A 16,158-nucleotide genomic window follows, 5' to 3' on the forward strand; every position below is an offset into this window, starting at 1 on the left:
AGATGCCGTCAGCCGGTCTACCCGATCCGGATCACCATGTACGTCTCGCCGTCCTGCGGCGGACGCGTCCAGGACCGGGTGGTGAACGTGTGCAGCCGTCCGTTGACGATGGCATGGCGCGGCAGCGACACACCGAACTCCCCGCCCACCGCTTCCAGCAGCGACCGTTCCACCTCGGCGCGGTCCTCAAGGCCATCGCCGAAGAACTGGCTCGGGTCCAGCGCCCGCGGTATCTCCCCGCTCCGCCGGGTCTTTCCGTCCGCGTGCGTGAACGCGTACTGCTCGACACCGCCTCGCGCCACCGAGAGGTGGAAGAACGGCTCCCCGTGCCGTGGCCTCAGGCCGCTCCAGACCACCACCGCGCGGGTGTCCGCGCCGGCGGCCGCGGCCGGGGAGACGAACCGCCGCAGGTCGAACGGCGCGGGATCACCGTCGAAGGCGAAGCTCCATCCCGCGCCGGCCCGGCCCACCGCCATGAGAGCCCTGTCGTCGAAGGACGAGAACTCCTGCCGGTGCTGCAACGATCTGCGGCGCGCCTCCCAGAGGGTCATGGGTTCGTTCAGCGCGGCGCCGTCTCCGTCCGCGAGGCGTGCGGGCAGCTCCTCCGGCTCCACCCCCTCGACCAGGACGAACCGGTAGGACGTGCGGTTGTTGCCCGGGTCCGCCTCCGCGAGCCACGCCAGGCCGCCCGGGTCGAGTCCGGCCACCGGGCGCGGTGCCTCACCCTCCTGCCCGCCCCTCGGCGTGGACAGCAACTCCCTGCCGCGCTCCGGAGTCAGCAGCGGCCCGAGCACGGGATCGGCCACCCATCCCAGCGGCGCCAAGTGGTCGGGCCCCAGCGGCTCCCACAGGGGCAGGGCATCGATCAGTGTCCGCCACGCCCTGTCGGAGTCCCCCCACCGGGCCAGCTCCCGCGCCCGCTCGACCGCTTCCCCGAACGGTCCGGCCGGCGCGTACCGGTACGTGCCGTTCCGCACTTGGTCCAGCGTCGCGTGGGCGAGGGACACCACGTCGTCGTCCGCGCCGCGCAGATGGAAGAGCAGCGTGGAGTCGTCCCGGTACGAGTGTGCCGCGTGCTCGGCGACCAGCGGCGGCAGCAGCTCGGGAGCGTACTGAGGGTCCGTCACCAGCCCGTCGTAGTACACCATGTAGGTCTCGCCGAGCAGGCGGCGTATCTGGTCGCCCAGCCCCGCGGCCCGCGGTCTGCCGTAGTCCTTCGCCTCGTCCAGCGCCCTTCCGGCCCGCTCCCAGCCGCCGCGCAGGGCCTCCAGCCGCGCCTGCTCGACCCGGGCGTCGAGCTCTCGCGTCGTGTCGTTGGCGAACTCCCGTTGTCCCTCGGTCCGGTGCGCGCCCAGGCTGTGGAACTCCCGGTGCATGTCCCGCATGAACGCGAGGAAGGTGGCGTGCCGCTCGGGTGCCTCGGCCCGCCAGCTCGCCCAGGTGTACACGGCCCACTCGCCGTCCTCGTCCACGTCCTCGGGGTCCAGGAGGACGTAGGTGGCGTCGGACTCGACGTCGAGCTGCAGCCCGCGCCGCCAGAGGTCCGCCTCCCGCCGCTCCTCGGGACCGGCGTCCTCGTCCAGGTACTCCTCCATCATGTCGGCGAGCCCCGACTCGTTGGCGTGCCAGTGCGCGTCCTTGGTCCCCGCCAGCAGCCACACGAAGCCGCCCGCGTGCCGCCACCCGTCGCTGACCTTGAGGAACTCCCGGTACGACGGGGGTATCCGGCGGCCGAGACGCTCCTCCAGGGCGGCGATCCGCTCCTCGGACGCGGGCGGGAACCCCAGCCACCGCGCCTGCCACGCGGCCTCGTCGTCCTGGCTCCGCGGATCGTCGTCCGGCAGGGAATCCGCCCACTCCCCGCTCCACTTGAGCAGGAAGGAACGCCAGTCGAATGCCGTGGTGTCCGTCATGTGACCGATGCTGCCACCCGCCACTGACAGTGGCCCCCGCGATCCGCGGCCCTCTTCCCCTCCGTACGGGTCAGTGGAGGGTGGGCCGGTAGACGAGCTCCTGGATGTGCCCGTCGAGCGTCCGGTTCTCGAGCAGCTCCAGGTCGAAGTCGGCCGCACCCTGGAAGATCGGGTCCAGCCCGGTCCGGGCGGTGATGACGGGGAAGAGCGTCACCTGGAGGCGGTCGACGAGGCCGGCGGCCATCAGCGCCCGGTTCATCGACAGGCTGCCGTGGGAGCGCAACGGCACGTCGGACTCCTCCTTGAGCCGGGCGACGACGTCCACGGCGTCGCCGCTCACCACGGTCGCGTCGGGCCAGTCGAGGGGGCCTTCCAGGGTCGTCGACACCACCGTTGCCGGCAGGTTCCTCATCCGGGTGACCCATGGGTCACGCACGTCGGAGTCGTCGGTGCTCGAGGCCAGCATGTCCGCGAACGCCCGGTACGTGTTGGCCCCGAAGACCATCCGCTGCTCCGCGCCGTACAGGGCCAGGCGGTGGTCGAGCAGCTCGGGGCCCTGCTTGCCCCAGTAGCCGGTCCAGTCGGCACGGGCGGCGCCGTAGCCGTCGAGGCTGGAGAAGACGTCGAAGGTGTACGTGGCGGTCATGGCGTTCTCCTCGTCGAGCGGGCTGACCGGTGCGGGCACGGGCCGGCGATCCTCCCGGGCTCACTTCGCCGGCCGTCACACCGATAGACCCGGCACGCCCCCGGAACTCATCGCCGCGCCCGTCGAGGAGGACGCGGCCTGCCCCTGCCCTCGCCTCTGCCCCGCGCGCTCTCACCTCACCGCATCGGCCGCGCCGCGCTCCACGGCGTCCATGAAGTTCAGCATCAGGCGGTTGCTCCGCTCGGCATGGTCGATCTGGGGTCCGTGGCCGGTTCCGGAGAGGATCTCGGCCCGGGCGCCCGGGATGAGCCGTGGGACGCGCTCCACCTGCCGCTGGGGGTGTACCAGCAGGCTGCGCTTGCCCATGAGCAGGTACAACGGCGTGGTGATGCCGGCCAGTTCGGCGTCGGACAGGGGCAGGGGCGCAGGGCGGCGTATGCGGTAGGCGCGGACTCCGCTCCTGATCATGGCGCGCAGTTCCGGCACCACGAGCACCGGCTGCTCCAGCCAGGCGGCGAGGCGGGGCCGGAGTGCCTTGGGGGCGAAGGTGGCGAACAGGCTCGCGAAGATCCAGACGAAGAAGCGCAGCCCCACCTTCTCCAGGCCGCCCGGGTCGAGCAGTGTGACCGAGGCGAGGCGCTCGGGCCTCAGGTGTGCCTGGTTCAGGGCGAGCCAGCCGCCGTACGAGCTGCCGACGAGGTGGACCCGGTCGAGCCCGAGGGCGGCGAGGGACTCGTCGAGCCACTGGGCGGCCCGCTCGGGCTGGTGGATGGGGGCGCGCTGGACGCTGCGGCCGGGGTCGCCCGGGGTGTCGAGCGCGTAGACGGTCCGCTCACCGCTGAGGTCGGCGGTGTTCGGGTACCACATGGCGGAGCAGCTGCCCGCGCCGTGCACGAGGACGACCGGGGTGCGGTCGCGGGCGGCCGGGTCGGCGGGGTCGTAACGGTAGACGTGAGTGGTCGCGAAGGACGTCTCCACGTCCTGTTCCCAGGAAGCCGGGGCGCCCAGGGCGTAGACGGCGTCGCAGGCGGCGAAGTACCGCTCGCGCCAGGCGTCGCTGACGAAGCGGCCGACATCGGCCTGGCGGGGGGCTGTTGCGGACGGGGACACGGCTACCTCCCGGAACGGTCCATCTTCGTGATACGACCGTACCATGATGGTGGTACGGCTGTATCATCAAAGGGGCCGGAGGGCCCGTGCACTGCCGACCGGAGCGGAGAGCCGAAGGATGCCCAGGCGCGTGGACCATGCGGAGCGGCGGACGGAGATCGCGGAGGCACTCGTCCGGGCCGCCGGGCGGCTGGGCCTCCACGCGGTGGGGATGCGCGACGTGGCCGCGGAGGCGGGTGTCTCGCTGCGGCTGGTGCAGTACTACTTCGAGTCCAAGGAGAAGCTGCTGCTCTTCGGGCTGCGGCATCTCACCGAGCGGTTCGCGCAACGGGTGGCCGCCCGGGTTGCGGCTGCCGGGGCCGATCCGGGGGCGCGCGCGGTGATCGAGGCGCTCCTGGCGGCCGCCCTGCCGGTCGATGCCGAGAGCCGCACCTTCCACCACCTGTACACCTCGTACGCGGTCCTGGCCGTGACCGACGAGGCGCTCGCCGCCCAGCCGTTCATCAAGGACCCGGACAGCGCCGAGGACACCGTGGCCGGGCTGCTCCGGCAAGCGGCGGAGCAGGGGGAGTTGCGGCCGGGCGTGGACCCCCGTGCGGCGGCGGCCGGCCTGCTGTCCCTGTCCGCCGGGCTCGGCACGAGCGTCCTGGTCGGGCAGCGCAGCGCCGAGTCGGCCACCGGCGTGCTCGCCCACCAGCTGGACCTGATCTTCCAGCCCGCGAAGTGAACCCCGCCGGTGCCGCCTGAGGGGCCGCGCCGGAAACCCCGTCGGCCCGCCGCAGTGCCGATGGACCGCGCCAGGAACTCGGTCGGCCGGCCGCAGTGCCGATGGACCGCGTCCGAAACCTCGTCGGCCCGCGGCGAGCCCGCGTCGGTGCTGCTGGTCGCCCGGACGCACGCGCCCCGCAGTGCCGAAGGGCCGCGCCCGAACCCCCGGTCGGCCCGCCCCAGTGCCGAAGGGCCGCGCCCGAACCCCGGTCGGCGCGCCGCAGTGCCGAAGGGTCGCGTCAGCCGAGCTTTCGGAAGAGCCCCTCCTGCACGACCGACACGACCAGCCGGCCGTTACGGTCGTAGATCCGGCCCCGGGCCAGACCACGGCCGCCGACCGCGATGGGGGACTCCTGGTCGTACAGCAGCCAGTCGTCCGCGCGGAACGGGCGGTGGAACCACATGGCGTGGTCGAGGGACGCCATGTCGAAGCCGCGCGGGCCCCACAGCGGCTCGACCGGAATGCGGACGGCGTCCAGCAGGGTCATGTCGCTGGCGTAGGTGAGGGCGCAGGTGTGGACGAGCGGGTCGTCGCCGAGCGGCCCGACCGCGCGCATCCACACGGCGCTGCGCGGCTCGGCGTCCTCGACGTCCTCCGCGCTCCAGCGCAGCCGGTCCACGTAGCGGATGTCGAAGGGCTGGCGGCGGGCCATCCGCTCCAACTGCTCGGGCAGGGTGCCCAGATGCTCCCGGATCTCGTCCGTGACGGTCGGAAGCGACTCCGGGTTCGGGACGTAGCGGGCCGGCGGCAGCTGGTGCTCGAAACTGCCCTCCTCCGGCTTGTGGAAGGAGGCGGTGAGGTTGAAGATCGTGCGGCCCTGCTGCACGGCCGTGACCCGGCGGGTCGTGAACGACCGGCCGTCGCGCACCCGCTCGACCTGGTAGACGATCGGCACACCCGGCCGGCCGGGGCGCAGGAAGTACGCGTGCAGCGAGTGCACCGGACGGTCGCCCTCCGTGGTGCGGCCGGCGGCGACCAGCGCCTGGCCCGCCACCTGCCCGCCGAAGACCCGCTGCAGGGACTCCTGCGGGCTGCGGCCACGGAAGATGTTGACCTCGATCTGCTCCAGGTCGAGCAGGTCCACGAGCCTCTCGGCCGGGTTCGTCGTCATCGGTGGGATCCTCCTGTGCTCGCTGCGGCCCGGCCCGTCACAGCTGGCCGACGTCGGTGACCCGGACGACCGCACGGCCCTCCGCGTCCGAGGCGGTGAGGTCCACCTCGGCGCTGATGCCCCAGTCGTGGTCGCCGTTCGGGTCGTGGAAGATCTGCCGGACGCGCCACAGGCCGTTCTCCGGCTCCTCCTCGATGAGCAGCAGCTTCGGGCCGCGGGCGTCGGGGCCGGTGCCGAGTTCGTCGTACTCGTCCCAGTACTTGTCCATGGCCTCGCCCCAGGCGTCGGCGTCCCAGCCGGACTCGGCGTCCAGCTCGCCCAGCTCCTCGACCTGGTCGAGGGCGGCGAGTTCGACGCGGCGGAACATGGCGTTGCGGACCAGGACGCGGAAGGCGCGCGCGTTGGCGGTGACCGGCTTGACCTCGTCGGCCTTCTCCTGGGCCTCCTCCGCGGTCATCTCCTCCGGGTTGGCCAGTTGCTCCCACTCGTCCAGCAGGCTGGAGTCGACCTGGCGCACCATCTCGCCCAGCCACTCGATCAGGTCCTGCAGGTCCTCGGACTTCAGGTCGTCCGGGACGGTGTGGTCGAGGGCCTTGTAGGCGCTGGCGAGGTAGCGCAGCACGATGCCCTCGGTGCGGGCCAGTTCGTAGTGGGACACCAACTCCGTGAAGGACAGCGCCCGTTCGTACATGTCGCGGATGACCGACTTCGGCGACAGCGGGTGGTCGCCGACCCAGGGGTGGCTCTTGCGGTACGTGTTGTACGCGTGGAAGAGCAGCTCCTCCAGGGGCTTCGGGTACGTGATGTCCTGGAGTCGCTCCATGCGCTCCTCGTACTCGACGCCGTCCGCCTTCATCTGGGCGACGGCCTCGCCGCGCGCCTTGTTCTGCTGGGCGGCGAGGATCTGCCGCGGGTCGTCCAGGGTGGACTCCACGACGGACACCATGTCGAGCGCGTACGACGGCGACTCGGGGTCCAGCAGCTCGAACGCGGCGAGCGCGAACGTGGACAGCGGCTGGTTGAGGGCGAAGTCCTGCTGGAGGTCGACCGTGAGCCGGACGATGCGGCCGGTCGCGTCGGGCTCGTCGAGCTTCTCGACGATGCCGCCGTCGAGCAGCGAGCGGTAGATGGCGATGGCCCGGCGGATGTGCCGCAGCTGCTGCTTGCGCGGCTCGTGGTTGTCCTCCAGCAGCCGGCGCATCGCCTCGAAGGCGTTGCCGGGGCGGGCGATCACCGACAGCAGCATGGTGTGCGTCACCCGGAACCGGGAGGTGAGCGGCTCCGGTTCGGAGTCGATGAGCTTCTCGAAGGTCTGCTCCGACCAGGCGACGAACCCCTCGGGGGCCTTCTTGCGGACGACCTTGCGGCGCTTCTTCGGGTCGTCGCCGGCCTTGGCGAGGGCCTTCTCGTTCTCGACGACGTGCTCGGGGGCCTGTGCGACGACGAAGCCCTCCGTGTCGAACCCGGCCCGCCCGGCGCGGCCCGCGATCTGGTGGAACTCCCGGGCCCGCAGGGTGCGCACGCGGGTGCCGTCGTACTTGGTGAGCGCCGTGAACAGCACCGTGCGGATAGGCACGTTGACACCGACGCCGAGCGTGTCCGTGCCGCAGATGACCTTCAGCAGACCGGCCTGCGCGAGCTTCTCCACCAGACGCCGGTACTTGGGCAGCATGCCCGCGTGGTGGACGCCGATGCCGTGCCGCACGTAACGGGAGAGGTTGCGGCCGAACTTGGTGGTGAAGCGGAAGTTGCCGATCAGCTCGGCGATCTGCTCCTTCTCCTCCTTCGAGCACATGTTGATGCTCATCAGCGCCTGCGCCCGCTCCACGGCCTGTGCCTGCGTGAAGTGCACGATGTAGACGGGCGCCTGCCGGGCCTGGAGCAGGTCGGTCAGCGTCTCCGTGAGCGGCGTGTACCGGTACTCGTAGGACAGCGGCACCGGGCGGGTCGCCGAGCGGACCACCGCCGTGGGGCGGCCGGTGCGGCGGGTGAGGTCCTTCTCGAAGAAGGAGACGTCGCCGAGCGTCGCCGACATCAGCACGAACTGCGCCTGCGGCAGCTCCAGGATCGGGATCTGCCAGGCCCAGCCGCGGTCGCCCTCGGCGTAGAAGTGGAACTCGTCCATCACGACCTGGCCGACGTCCGCGTCCTTGCCGTCGCGCAGCGCGATCGACGCGAGGACCTCGGCAGTGCAGCAGATCACGGGGGCGTCGGCGTTGACCGAGGCGTCGCCGGTGAGCATGCCGACGTTCTCCGTGCCGAAGATCTTGCACAGCTCGAAGAACTTCTCCGACACCAGCGCCTTGATCGGCGCCGTGTAGAAGGTGACCTCGTCGCGGGCCAGGGCCGCGAAGTGCGCGCCCGCCGCGATCATGCTCTTGCCGGAACCGGTGGGCGTCGACACGATCACGTTCGCGCCGGAGACCACCTCGATCAGCGCCTCCTCCTGGTGGGGGTAGAGCGTGAGACCCCGCTCGCCGGCCCACGACTCGAAGGCTTCGTACAGGGCGTCGGGGTCGGCGGTCCGCGGCAGCTGATCGATGAGGGTCACGCCCCCATCTTGCCTGGCCCGGTGCCCGATGCGGGAATCGGCTGCGGCCCGGAAGATCACGAACGCTACGCTGGGGCGCCGACGACGCGTCAGCGCACCCGGTCAACTGGACAGCGGCACACGAGGAATGGGGCGGGCAACGGCCATGATGGGACCAGCACACTCACTGTCGGGCGCCGCCGCCTGGCTCGGCGTCGGTGCGGCCGCGGCCGCCGCCGGGCACCCGATGCCCTGGCCGGTCCTCCTCGTCGGCGCCCTGATCTGCGCCGGAGCCGCCCTCGCCCCGGACCTGGACCACAAGGCGGCCACCATCTCCCGGTCCTTCGGACCGCTGTCGCGCTGGCTGTGCGAGATCGTCGACAAGCTGTCGTACGCCGTCTACAAGGCCACGAAGAAGCAGGGCGATCCGCGCCGCTCCGGCGGGCACCGCACCCTCACGCACACCTGGCTGTGGGCGGTCCTCATCGGCGCGGGCACCTCGGTCGTGGCGATCACCAGCGACCGCTGGGGGGTGCTCGCGATCCTCTTCGTGCACCTGGTCCTGGCCATCGAGGGCCTGCTGTGGCGGGCGACCCGCGGCTCCAGCGCCGACGTCCTGGTCTGGCTGCTGGCCGCGACCACGTCGTGGATCCTCGCGGGCATGCTGGACAAGCCGGGCAACGGCGCGGACTGGCTGTTCACGGCGCCGGGCCAGGAGTACCTGTGGCTGGGGCTGCCGGTCGTGCTGGGCGCGATCGTGCACGACATCGGGGACGCGCTGACCGTCTCCGGCTGCCCGATCCTGTGGCCCATCCCGGTCGGGCGCAAGCGCTGGTACCCGGTGGGCCCGCCCAAGGCCATGCGGTTCCGGGCGGGCAGCTGGGTCGAGCTCCGAGTGCTGATGCCGGCGTTCATGGTGCTCGGCGGGGTGGGCTGCGCGGCGGCGCTGAACGTGATCTGAGCGCGGGGCCGGGCGCCGGGGTTCAGCCGCTGCCGTACCGCCGCTCGAACGCCGCGACCCGGCCCTCCGAGTCCACCGTGCGGGCCTTGCCCGTGTAGAAGGGGTGGCTCTCCGAGGAGATCTCCACGTCCACGACCGGGTAGGTCTCGCCGTCGTCCCACTCGATGGTCTGGTCGCTGGTCGCGGTGGACCGGGTCAGGAACGCGTAACCGGCGGCGCGGTCGCGGAAGACGACGGGGTGGTAGTCGGGGTGCTTGTCCTGCTGCATGGATGCTCCTCGGACGGCTCGGGTCGGTTCTGCGATCAACCGGTGGTGTCAGCCGGGCAGGGTGTCCTCGTCGACGATGTGCACGGCGGCCTCCTCGGCCGACGCGGCCGCGCCGTCGATGCCCACGTCCATGGCGACCAGCGCGGGCTCCTCGTCCTCGTGCGCGCCCTCGTCCGGTGCCACCAGGCGGCCGGAGCGGGCGGCGCCCACCTCGTTGTCCAGGAGTTCCCCGTCCGTGCCCTGGCAGTCCCCGAGACCGTCGCCGTCGGGCGCGACGGGATCCGGCAGCTCCTCGGAGAGCCGCTGGTCCAGCGTCTCGCCCCGCAGCCGCTCGGCCGCCGTCACGCCGAGGTGCTCGACGGCCCAGGGCCGCTCGGGAGGGGACCAGCCGCGGTCCAGGGGATCGTCGACGCCGTCGTACTCCAGGGTGTCCTCGGCGTCGAGCAGCCCCGTGTCCTCCCTCTGCTCGTCCTGGTCCGGCTGGTAGACGTCGTCGCCCCAGCCGTCGGAGCTGTTCACGGGTACCTCCAGGGGGTGGGGACGGGCCCGTCGTCGACGGGGCCCGTGCCGGGCCGCCGCCGCACGGAGCACTGGCGCCGCCCGTCGCCGAACCGCGTGGTTCCCGGGCGTTCCCCGAGCCGGTGCCTGACTCCAGCCTTCCACCGAGCCGCGCCACCGCGCAACGCCACGACGGGGACGCGCCGGGCGCGGCGGTGTCCGTGCCGTGCCGTGCCGTGCCCCGGCCCCGGCCTCGGCACCGGCGGAACCGGCCCTGCCGTGGCGAGTGCCTCTACCCCAGGGGGCGGCTCGGCACCGGGGACCGCCGGGCGCCGCGGGCGCGTGCCCCTACCCCCGGCCCCGGGCTCGCCACGGGCGCTACGCCGGTCCGCCCGCACGCGCCCCACCCCGGGGGGCGCCCCGGCACAGGCGCGACGCCAGGCTCGCCCGGGTAGGTGCTGCCCCGGGCCCCCGGCCGGGGGCGGCTCGGCACCGGCGCACCGCCGGCCCGCCCGCCCGGGCATGTGCTCCTCGGGCTCACGCCCGGGGGCGGCTCGGCACCGGCGCACCGCTGGACCGCCTGCCCGGGTAGGTGCTCCCAGGGCCCACGCCCGGCTCGGCACTGGCGCACCGCCGGCCCGCCCGGGTAGGTGCTCCCAGGGCCCACGCCCGGCTCGGCACTGGCGCACCGCCGGCCCGCCCGCCCGGGCATGTGCTCCCCGCGCCCACGCCCGGGCACCTGCTCCCCGCGCCCACGCCCGAGGCCGCTCCCCACCGGCCCACCGCCGGACCCGCCCGTGTCCGGGCCCCTCAGCCGTGCCATGACCTCCACAGCGCCGCGTACGCCCCGTCCGCAGCGACCAGCTCCTGGTGGCTGCCCAGCTCGCTGATGCGGCCGTTCTCGACCACGGCGATGACGTCCGCGTCGTGCGCGGTGTGCAGCCGGTGCGCGATGGCGACCACCGTGCGGCCGTCCAGGACCCGGGCCAGTGAGCGCTCCAGGTGGCGGGCGGCGCGCGGGTCGAGCAGGGACGTCGCCTCGTCCAGGACGAGCGTGTGCGGGTCGGCCAGCACCAGGCGGGCCAGCGCGATCTGCTGGGCCTGCGCCGGGGTGAGCGCCAGGCCGCCCGAGCCGACCTCGGTGTCCAGGCCGTCGTCGAGGGCCCGCGCCCAGCCGTCCGCGTCGACCGCGCCCAGCGCCGCCCACAGCTCGGCGTCCCCGGCCCCCGTCCGGGCCAGCAGGAGGTTGTCGCGCAGGGAGCCCACGAAGACGTGGTGCTCCTGGTTGACGAGCGCCACATGCTCGCGGACGCGCTCCGCGGGCATCCGGGACAGCTCGGCGCTGCCCAGCGTGATCCGGCCGTCCCGGGGCGCGTAGATCCCGGCGAGCAGCCGGCCGAGCGTGGACTTGCCCGCCCCCGAGGGGCCGACCAGGGCCAGCCGTGTGCCGGGGGCGACCTCCAGGGACACCTTGCGCAGGACGTCCACGCCCTCCAGGTAGCCGAAGTGCACCCGGTCGGCGTGCACATGGCGCCCGTCGGGGGCCAGCTCGGCGTCACCCTCGTCCGGCTCGATGTCCCGGACCCCGACGAGCCGGGCCAGCGACACCTGCGCCACCTGCAGCTCGTCGTACCAGCGCAGGATCATGCCCACCGGGTCGACGAGCATCTGGGCGATCAGCGCGCCGGTCGTGAGCTGCCCGACGTCGATCCACCCCTGGAGGGCGAACACACCGCCGATCATCAGGACCGAGGCGAGCACCGTCACATGGGTGGTGTTGATGACCGGGAAGAGCACCGACCGCAGCCAGAGCGTGTACCGCTCCCAGGCGGTCCACTCCCGGATCCGGCGCTCCGACAGCGCGATGCGGCGGTCGGAGAGACGGTGGGCCTCGACGGTGCGCCCGGCGTCCACCGTCTCGGCGAGCGCGGCGGCCACGGCGGCGTACCCGGCGGACTCCGAGCGGTAGGCCGAGGGCGCCCGCCGGAAGTACCAGCGGCAGCCGACGATCAGCAGCGGCAGGGCGAGCAGCACGGCGAGCGCCAGCGGCGGCGCCGTGACGACCAGCCCGCCCATCAGCAGGACCACCCACACCACGCCGATGGACAGCTGGGGCACGGCCTCGCGCATCGCGTTGCCCAGCCGGTCGATGTCCGTCGTGATCCGGGACAGCAGGTCGCCGGTCCCGGCCCGCTCCAGCACGCCGGGCGGCAGCCCGACCGACCGGACGAGGAAATCCTCGCGCAGGTCGGCCAGCATCCGCTCGCCCAGCATCGCGCCGCGCAGCCGCACCTCACGGACGAACAGGGCCTGGACGGCCAGCGCGGCCACGAACAGCCCGGCGGTGAGCTCCAGCCGCAGGTCCCGCGCCCCGTCGGACACCCGCTCCACCAGTCCGCCCAACAGCCAGGGGCCGGCCATCGAGGCGACGACGGCGACCGTGTTGACGGCGACGAGCAGCAGGAACGCCCGGCGGTGCCGGCGCAGTAGTTCGGCCACGTAGGCGCGGACGGTCGCGGGGGCCCCCACCGGCAGGGTGCTCGCCGTCGTCGGGGCCGCCGGGTCGTACGCCGGTGGCGCTACGCCGATCATGCCTTCTCCTCGATCTCTTCCAGTTCCTGCAATACGTCGTGCTGCAATACGTCGTCCTGCACTACGTCTTCCTGCAGTACCGCTTCCTGCAAGACGTCGGCCTGCAACGGCCCGACCTCGTCGTCCGTCTCGCGTGTGACCACCGCCCGGTAGCGGGGCTCGGAGTGCACCAGCTCCCGGTGGGCGCCGACCGCGACGACCTCGCCCTCGTGCAGGAACACGACCCGGTCGGACCGGTCCAGCAGCAGGGGGGAGGAGGTGAACACCACGGTCGTGCGCCCCTCGCGCAACTCCCGCACGCCCTGGGCGATCCGGGCCTCGGTGTGCGAGTCGACGGCCGAGGTCGGCTCGTCCAGCACGAGCACCTCCGGGTCCGTGATCAGCGACCGGGCGAGCGCGAGCCGCTGCCGCTGACCGCCGGACAGGGACCGGCCGCGTTCGGTGATCCGGGCGTCCATGGGGTCGGTCGCGTCCAGCGACCCCTGCACCAGCGCGGCCAGCACGTCGTCGCACTGCGCGGCCGCCAGGGCCCGGCGCGGCTCGACCTCGCCCGACGCGGGCACGTCGAGCAGCTCGCGCAGCGTGCCCGACAGCAGGACCGGGTCCTTGTCCTGGACGAGGACGGCCGTACGGGCGCTGGCCAGCGGGAGTTCGTCGAGGGGTACCCCGCCCAGCAGCACCGAGGTGCCCTCCTGCGAGGGGTGCCCGCCCAGCCGTTCGGCCAGCCGGCCCGCCGCGTCCGGGTCGCCGCACACCACCGCGGTCAGCCGCCCGGCCGGCGCGAGCAGCCCGGACTCCGGGTCGTACAGGTCACCGGACGGGACACCGGCCGTGCGCGACCCGGCGGTGTCCGTGGCCCGCTCCAGCGACAGCACGCCTGCGGCCCGCTTGGCGGAGGGACGGGAGAAGGAGTACGCCATGGCGATCTCCTCGAAGTGCCGCAGCGGATAGGTGAGGACCATCACCGAGCTGTAGACGGTGACCAGTTCGCCGACGGTGATCCGGCCCTGGCGCGCCAGGTGCACGCCGTACCAGACGACCGCGATGAGCAGCAGTCCGGGCAGCAGGACCTGGATCGCGGTGATCAGGGACCACATCCGGGCGCTGCGCACGGCCGCGTGCCGGACCTCCTGGGAGGCGCGCCGGTAGCGCTCGAGGAACAGCTCCTCGCCGCCGATGCCGCGCAGCACGCGCAGCCCGGCGACGGTGTCGGAGGCGAGTTCGGTGGCGCGTCCGGCCTTCTCGCGCTGGACGTCGGCGCGCCGGGTGGCGCGGGGCAGCAGGGGCAGCACGGCGAGCGCCAGCACGGGCAGGCCCACGGCCACGACCACGCCCAGCGCCGGCTGGTAGACGAGCAGGCCGGTGCAGACCAGCAGGATGGTGACCACGGCCGCGGTGAACCGGGACAGGGCCTCCACGAACCAGCCGATCTTCTCCACGTCACCCGTGGAGACGGCCACGACCTCACCGGCCGCGACCCGCCGGGTCAGCGCCGAGCCCAACTGGGCGGCCTTGCGCGCGAGGAGCTGCTGGACGCGGGCGGCGGCCGTGATCCAGTTGGTGACGGCGGCGCGGTGCAGGAAGGTGTCGCCGACCGCGTTGCCGGCGCAGGCCAGCACCAGCAGGCCGCCCGCCAGGGCGAGCCGTGAACCGGAGCGGTCGACGACGGCCTGCACGGCGACGCCGACGCAGAACGGCAGCGCGGCGACGGAGGCGAAGTGCAACAGCCCCCAGGCCAGCGACTTGAGCTGCCCGCCCAGTTGGTTCCGGAAGAGCCACCACAGGAATCGGGGACCCGATCGCGCGTCCGGCACGCCCGGGTCGGGGTACGGAAGGTCTTGAATCTGCATGACGTCCCAGTGGCTCGTGTCAGGGGGATGGGGGTGAGGGCCGAAGGCAACAAACCGTGACAGGTTCGCGTCGCCACGTGGTGGGAGGCAACAGGTTTTCGTCCCACCGAACGGAACCGGCCGACACGGGTGGGAACAGGACTGCCCAGGCGGGCCGGTGCTCATTGCGCGGGCGGCGGAGGCCCCGTAGAACACCGCCCATGAAGAGACGGATCGTCATGTCCATGCTTGCCGGAGCGACCCTCCTGGCGAGCACCCTCCTCGGGACCGGTTCCGCCCACGCGGCCGACGTCCCCAACGAGTTCGGCACCGACTGGCACGACCCGGTCACGGCGGCCCCGCCCGTCGAGCGGCCGTCCGGGAAGTCCTGCCGAGTCACCCTCGCCCGGGCGCAGTTCCGCGACTTCACCCCCTACCGCGGCACGTACACCCCGCCCGACGGCTGCGGTGACCGCTGGAGCAAGGTGGTGCTGCGGCTCGACGGCAAGGTCAAGGGCCGCCAGTACGACCGGCTCGGCTACGTCCACGTCGGCGGGGTCGAGGTCTTCCGCACGTCGACGCCGCAGCCCTCGCCCGACGGCATCGAGTGGTCCGTGGAGAAGGACGTCACGCGCTACAGCGACACCTTCCGCGAGAGCCGGGACGTCGAGATGCTCATCGGGAACGTCGTCGACGACACCTACACGGGCGTCCTCGACGTCACGGTCACGCTGACGTTCCATCAGGGCCGCCCCGAGGGCAGCAGCCCCGACCGGGTCCTCACCCTCGACGGCGACTCGGCCCTCACCACCCCGCGCAACAGCGAACGCATCGTCGCCGAGGTGTACGCCACCGGCTCCGGCGGCGGCTGCGAGGAGTACTGGTACATGACGGTGCCCGACGCGGCGCCGTACTCCTGCAAGGCCGGTCAGGGCCCCTACCGCGAGGTGCAGATCCGCGTGGACGGCCGCCTCGCGGGCATCGCCACGCCGTTCCCGACGGTGTGGACCGGCGGCTGGTCCAACCCGTTCCTCTGGTACGTGATCCCGGGCCCCCGCGCCTTCGACATCAAGCCGATCACCTACGACCTCACCCCCTTCGCCGGGATCCTCAACGACGGCCGCCCGCACCGCGTCGAGGTCTCGGTCGTCGGCGTGCCCGAGGGGCAGACCGGCTGGAGCGCGCCCGTGAACGTCCTGGTCTGGCAGGACGAACGGCGCGACCGGGTCACCGGCGCACTCACCGTGCACAAGGCCGGCGACCTGGCCAACTCCTCCGTATACACTCCCGGTTCCGAGCACCGGGTGGCCACCGAGGGCGCCCACCGGCTGACCGTCGCCGGATACGTCGACACCTCGCACGGGCGGGTCACCACCACCGTCAGCCGCTCCCTCGGCCACACCTCGGAGCACCGCTGGACCGACGGCGAGACGAGCGACGGACTGAAGGCCACCTGGACCGACGACGAGTCGGTGACCGTCGACGGCCGCAGCACCCGCACGCACCGCACCTACACGATGGACGGCACGACCACCCTCGGCGCGGGCGACCGGCTGCGCACGGTCCTGACCCTCGGCGACCGCGCCACCACCGTCGTCCTGCGCGACGGCCGGCGCACGGCCTGGTCGCGCCTCGACGACACCTACACGGGCGACGCCACCTACACGGCCAACGTCCCGCGCGACCAGCGGCACGCGGTCGGCACCAGCAGCGAGCGCTACCGGCTGTACGGCTCGCACGGCTGCTACGACCGCACGCTGACCACCGCGCAGGGGGTGCTCACGGCAGACCGCAGCCGTTGCTGAGGCGCTCGATGTGGCGCATGTGACACGCGCCACTTAGGGCGCTTTTACATGGCCGAAACGTTGCGGTCTTGTGCGCGATCAAGACAGCCTCCAGAGTGATCGGTCACGGAAGCCGCTTTCCGTATC

12 protein-coding genes are annotated in these 16,158 nt (G+C 72.9%); 3 read left to right on the plus strand and 9 right to left on the minus strand.

Annotated elements, in window-relative coordinates:
- Positions 1-17: 17 nt before the first annotated feature.
- From ACSUPV_RS35435 to ACSUPV_RS35445, 3 genes are all read right to left on the minus strand, one after another.
- Entirely contained in the window at positions 18-1,913 is a 1,896-nt protein-coding gene (locus tag ACSUPV_RS35435) for an SMI1/KNR4 family protein (protein ID WP_436949251.1), read from the minus strand.
- A gap of 70 nt (positions 1,914-1,983) precedes the next feature.
- On the minus strand, positions 1,984-2,559 hold the full coding sequence (locus ACSUPV_RS35440; protein ID WP_037767607.1) for a dihydrofolate reductase family protein: 576 nt from the start codon (positions 2,557-2,559) through the stop codon (positions 1,984-1,986).
- A gap of 171 nt (positions 2,560-2,730) precedes the next feature.
- Positions 2,731-3,714, minus strand: coding sequence for an alpha/beta fold hydrolase (locus tag ACSUPV_RS35445; protein ID WP_436949252.1), 984 nt, complete (start codon positions 3,712-3,714; stop codon positions 2,731-2,733).
- Between the two features lie 73 nt (positions 3,715-3,787).
- Between ACSUPV_RS35445 and ACSUPV_RS35450 the strand changes: the two genes are divergently transcribed.
- A complete protein-coding gene (locus tag ACSUPV_RS35450; RefSeq protein ID WP_037767589.1) occupies positions 3,788-4,396 on the plus strand; it encodes a TetR/AcrR family transcriptional regulator in 609 nt (202 codons plus the stop codon).
- 280 nt (positions 4,397-4,676) lie between these two features.
- Here the strand turns inward: ACSUPV_RS35450 and ACSUPV_RS35455 are convergent, their stop codons facing one another.
- Both ACSUPV_RS35455 and ACSUPV_RS35460 read right to left on the minus strand, forming a co-directional pair.
- Positions 4,677-5,549 (minus strand): acyl-CoA thioesterase, encoded by an 873-nt coding sequence (locus tag ACSUPV_RS35455; RefSeq protein WP_382614180.1) that lies wholly within the window; start codon positions 5,547-5,549, stop codon positions 4,677-4,679.
- A gap of 37 nt (positions 5,550-5,586) precedes the next feature.
- Positions 5,587-8,100 (minus strand): DEAD/DEAH box helicase, encoded by a 2,514-nt coding sequence (locus tag ACSUPV_RS35460; protein WP_031114909.1) that lies wholly within the window; start codon positions 8,098-8,100, stop codon positions 5,587-5,589.
- A 145-nt stretch (positions 8,101-8,245) separates the two neighbouring features.
- Between ACSUPV_RS35460 and ACSUPV_RS35465 the strand changes: the two genes are divergently transcribed.
- Positions 8,246-9,040: a metal-dependent hydrolase gene (locus tag ACSUPV_RS35465; protein ID WP_037767594.1), complete on the plus strand. Its 795-nt coding sequence runs from the start codon at positions 8,246-8,248 to the stop codon at positions 9,038-9,040.
- A 22-nt stretch (positions 9,041-9,062) separates the two neighbouring features.
- On the opposite strand, the gene ACSUPV_RS35470 is transcribed toward ACSUPV_RS35465, so the two are convergent.
- The 4 genes from ACSUPV_RS35470 to ACSUPV_RS35485 all read right to left on the minus strand — a co-directional run bounded on the left by ACSUPV_RS35470 (position 9,063) and on the right by ACSUPV_RS35485 (position 14,248).
- Positions 9,063-9,308, minus strand: coding sequence for a type B 50S ribosomal protein L31 (locus ACSUPV_RS35470; RefSeq protein WP_031114907.1), 246 nt, complete (start codon positions 9,306-9,308; stop codon positions 9,063-9,065).
- Between the two features lie 48 nt (positions 9,309-9,356).
- Entirely contained in the window at positions 9,357-9,827 is a 471-nt protein-coding gene (locus ACSUPV_RS35475) for a DUF5709 domain-containing protein (RefSeq protein ID WP_037767597.1), read from the minus strand.
- A 789-nt stretch (positions 9,828-10,616) separates the two neighbouring features.
- On the minus strand, positions 10,617-12,398 hold the full coding sequence (locus ACSUPV_RS35480; protein ID WP_037761901.1) for an ABC transporter ATP-binding protein: 1,782 nt from the start codon (positions 12,396-12,398) through the stop codon (positions 10,617-10,619).
- Complete coding sequence (locus tag ACSUPV_RS35485) at positions 12,395-14,248, minus strand: ABC transporter ATP-binding protein (protein WP_436949253.1); 1,854 nt, start codon at positions 14,246-14,248, stop codon at positions 12,395-12,397. Before ACSUPV_RS35485 ends, ACSUPV_RS35480 begins: the two co-directional genes overlap by 4 nt.
- Positions 14,249-14,448: 200 nt before the next feature.
- Between ACSUPV_RS35485 and ACSUPV_RS35490 the strand changes: the two genes are divergently transcribed.
- Positions 14,449-16,032 carry a peptide-N4-asparagine amidase gene (locus ACSUPV_RS35490; RefSeq protein ID WP_436949254.1) on the plus strand — a complete coding sequence of 528 codons (1,584 nt, stop codon included), beginning with the start codon at positions 14,449-14,451 and terminating at the stop codon, positions 16,030-16,032.
- Positions 16,033-16,158: the final 126 nt, after the last annotated feature.

The organism is Streptomyces sp. SudanB52_2052, assembly GCF_964272415.1.
Taxonomy (GTDB): domain Bacteria; phylum Actinomycetota; class Actinomycetes; order Streptomycetales; family Streptomycetaceae; genus Streptomyces; species Streptomyces olindensis.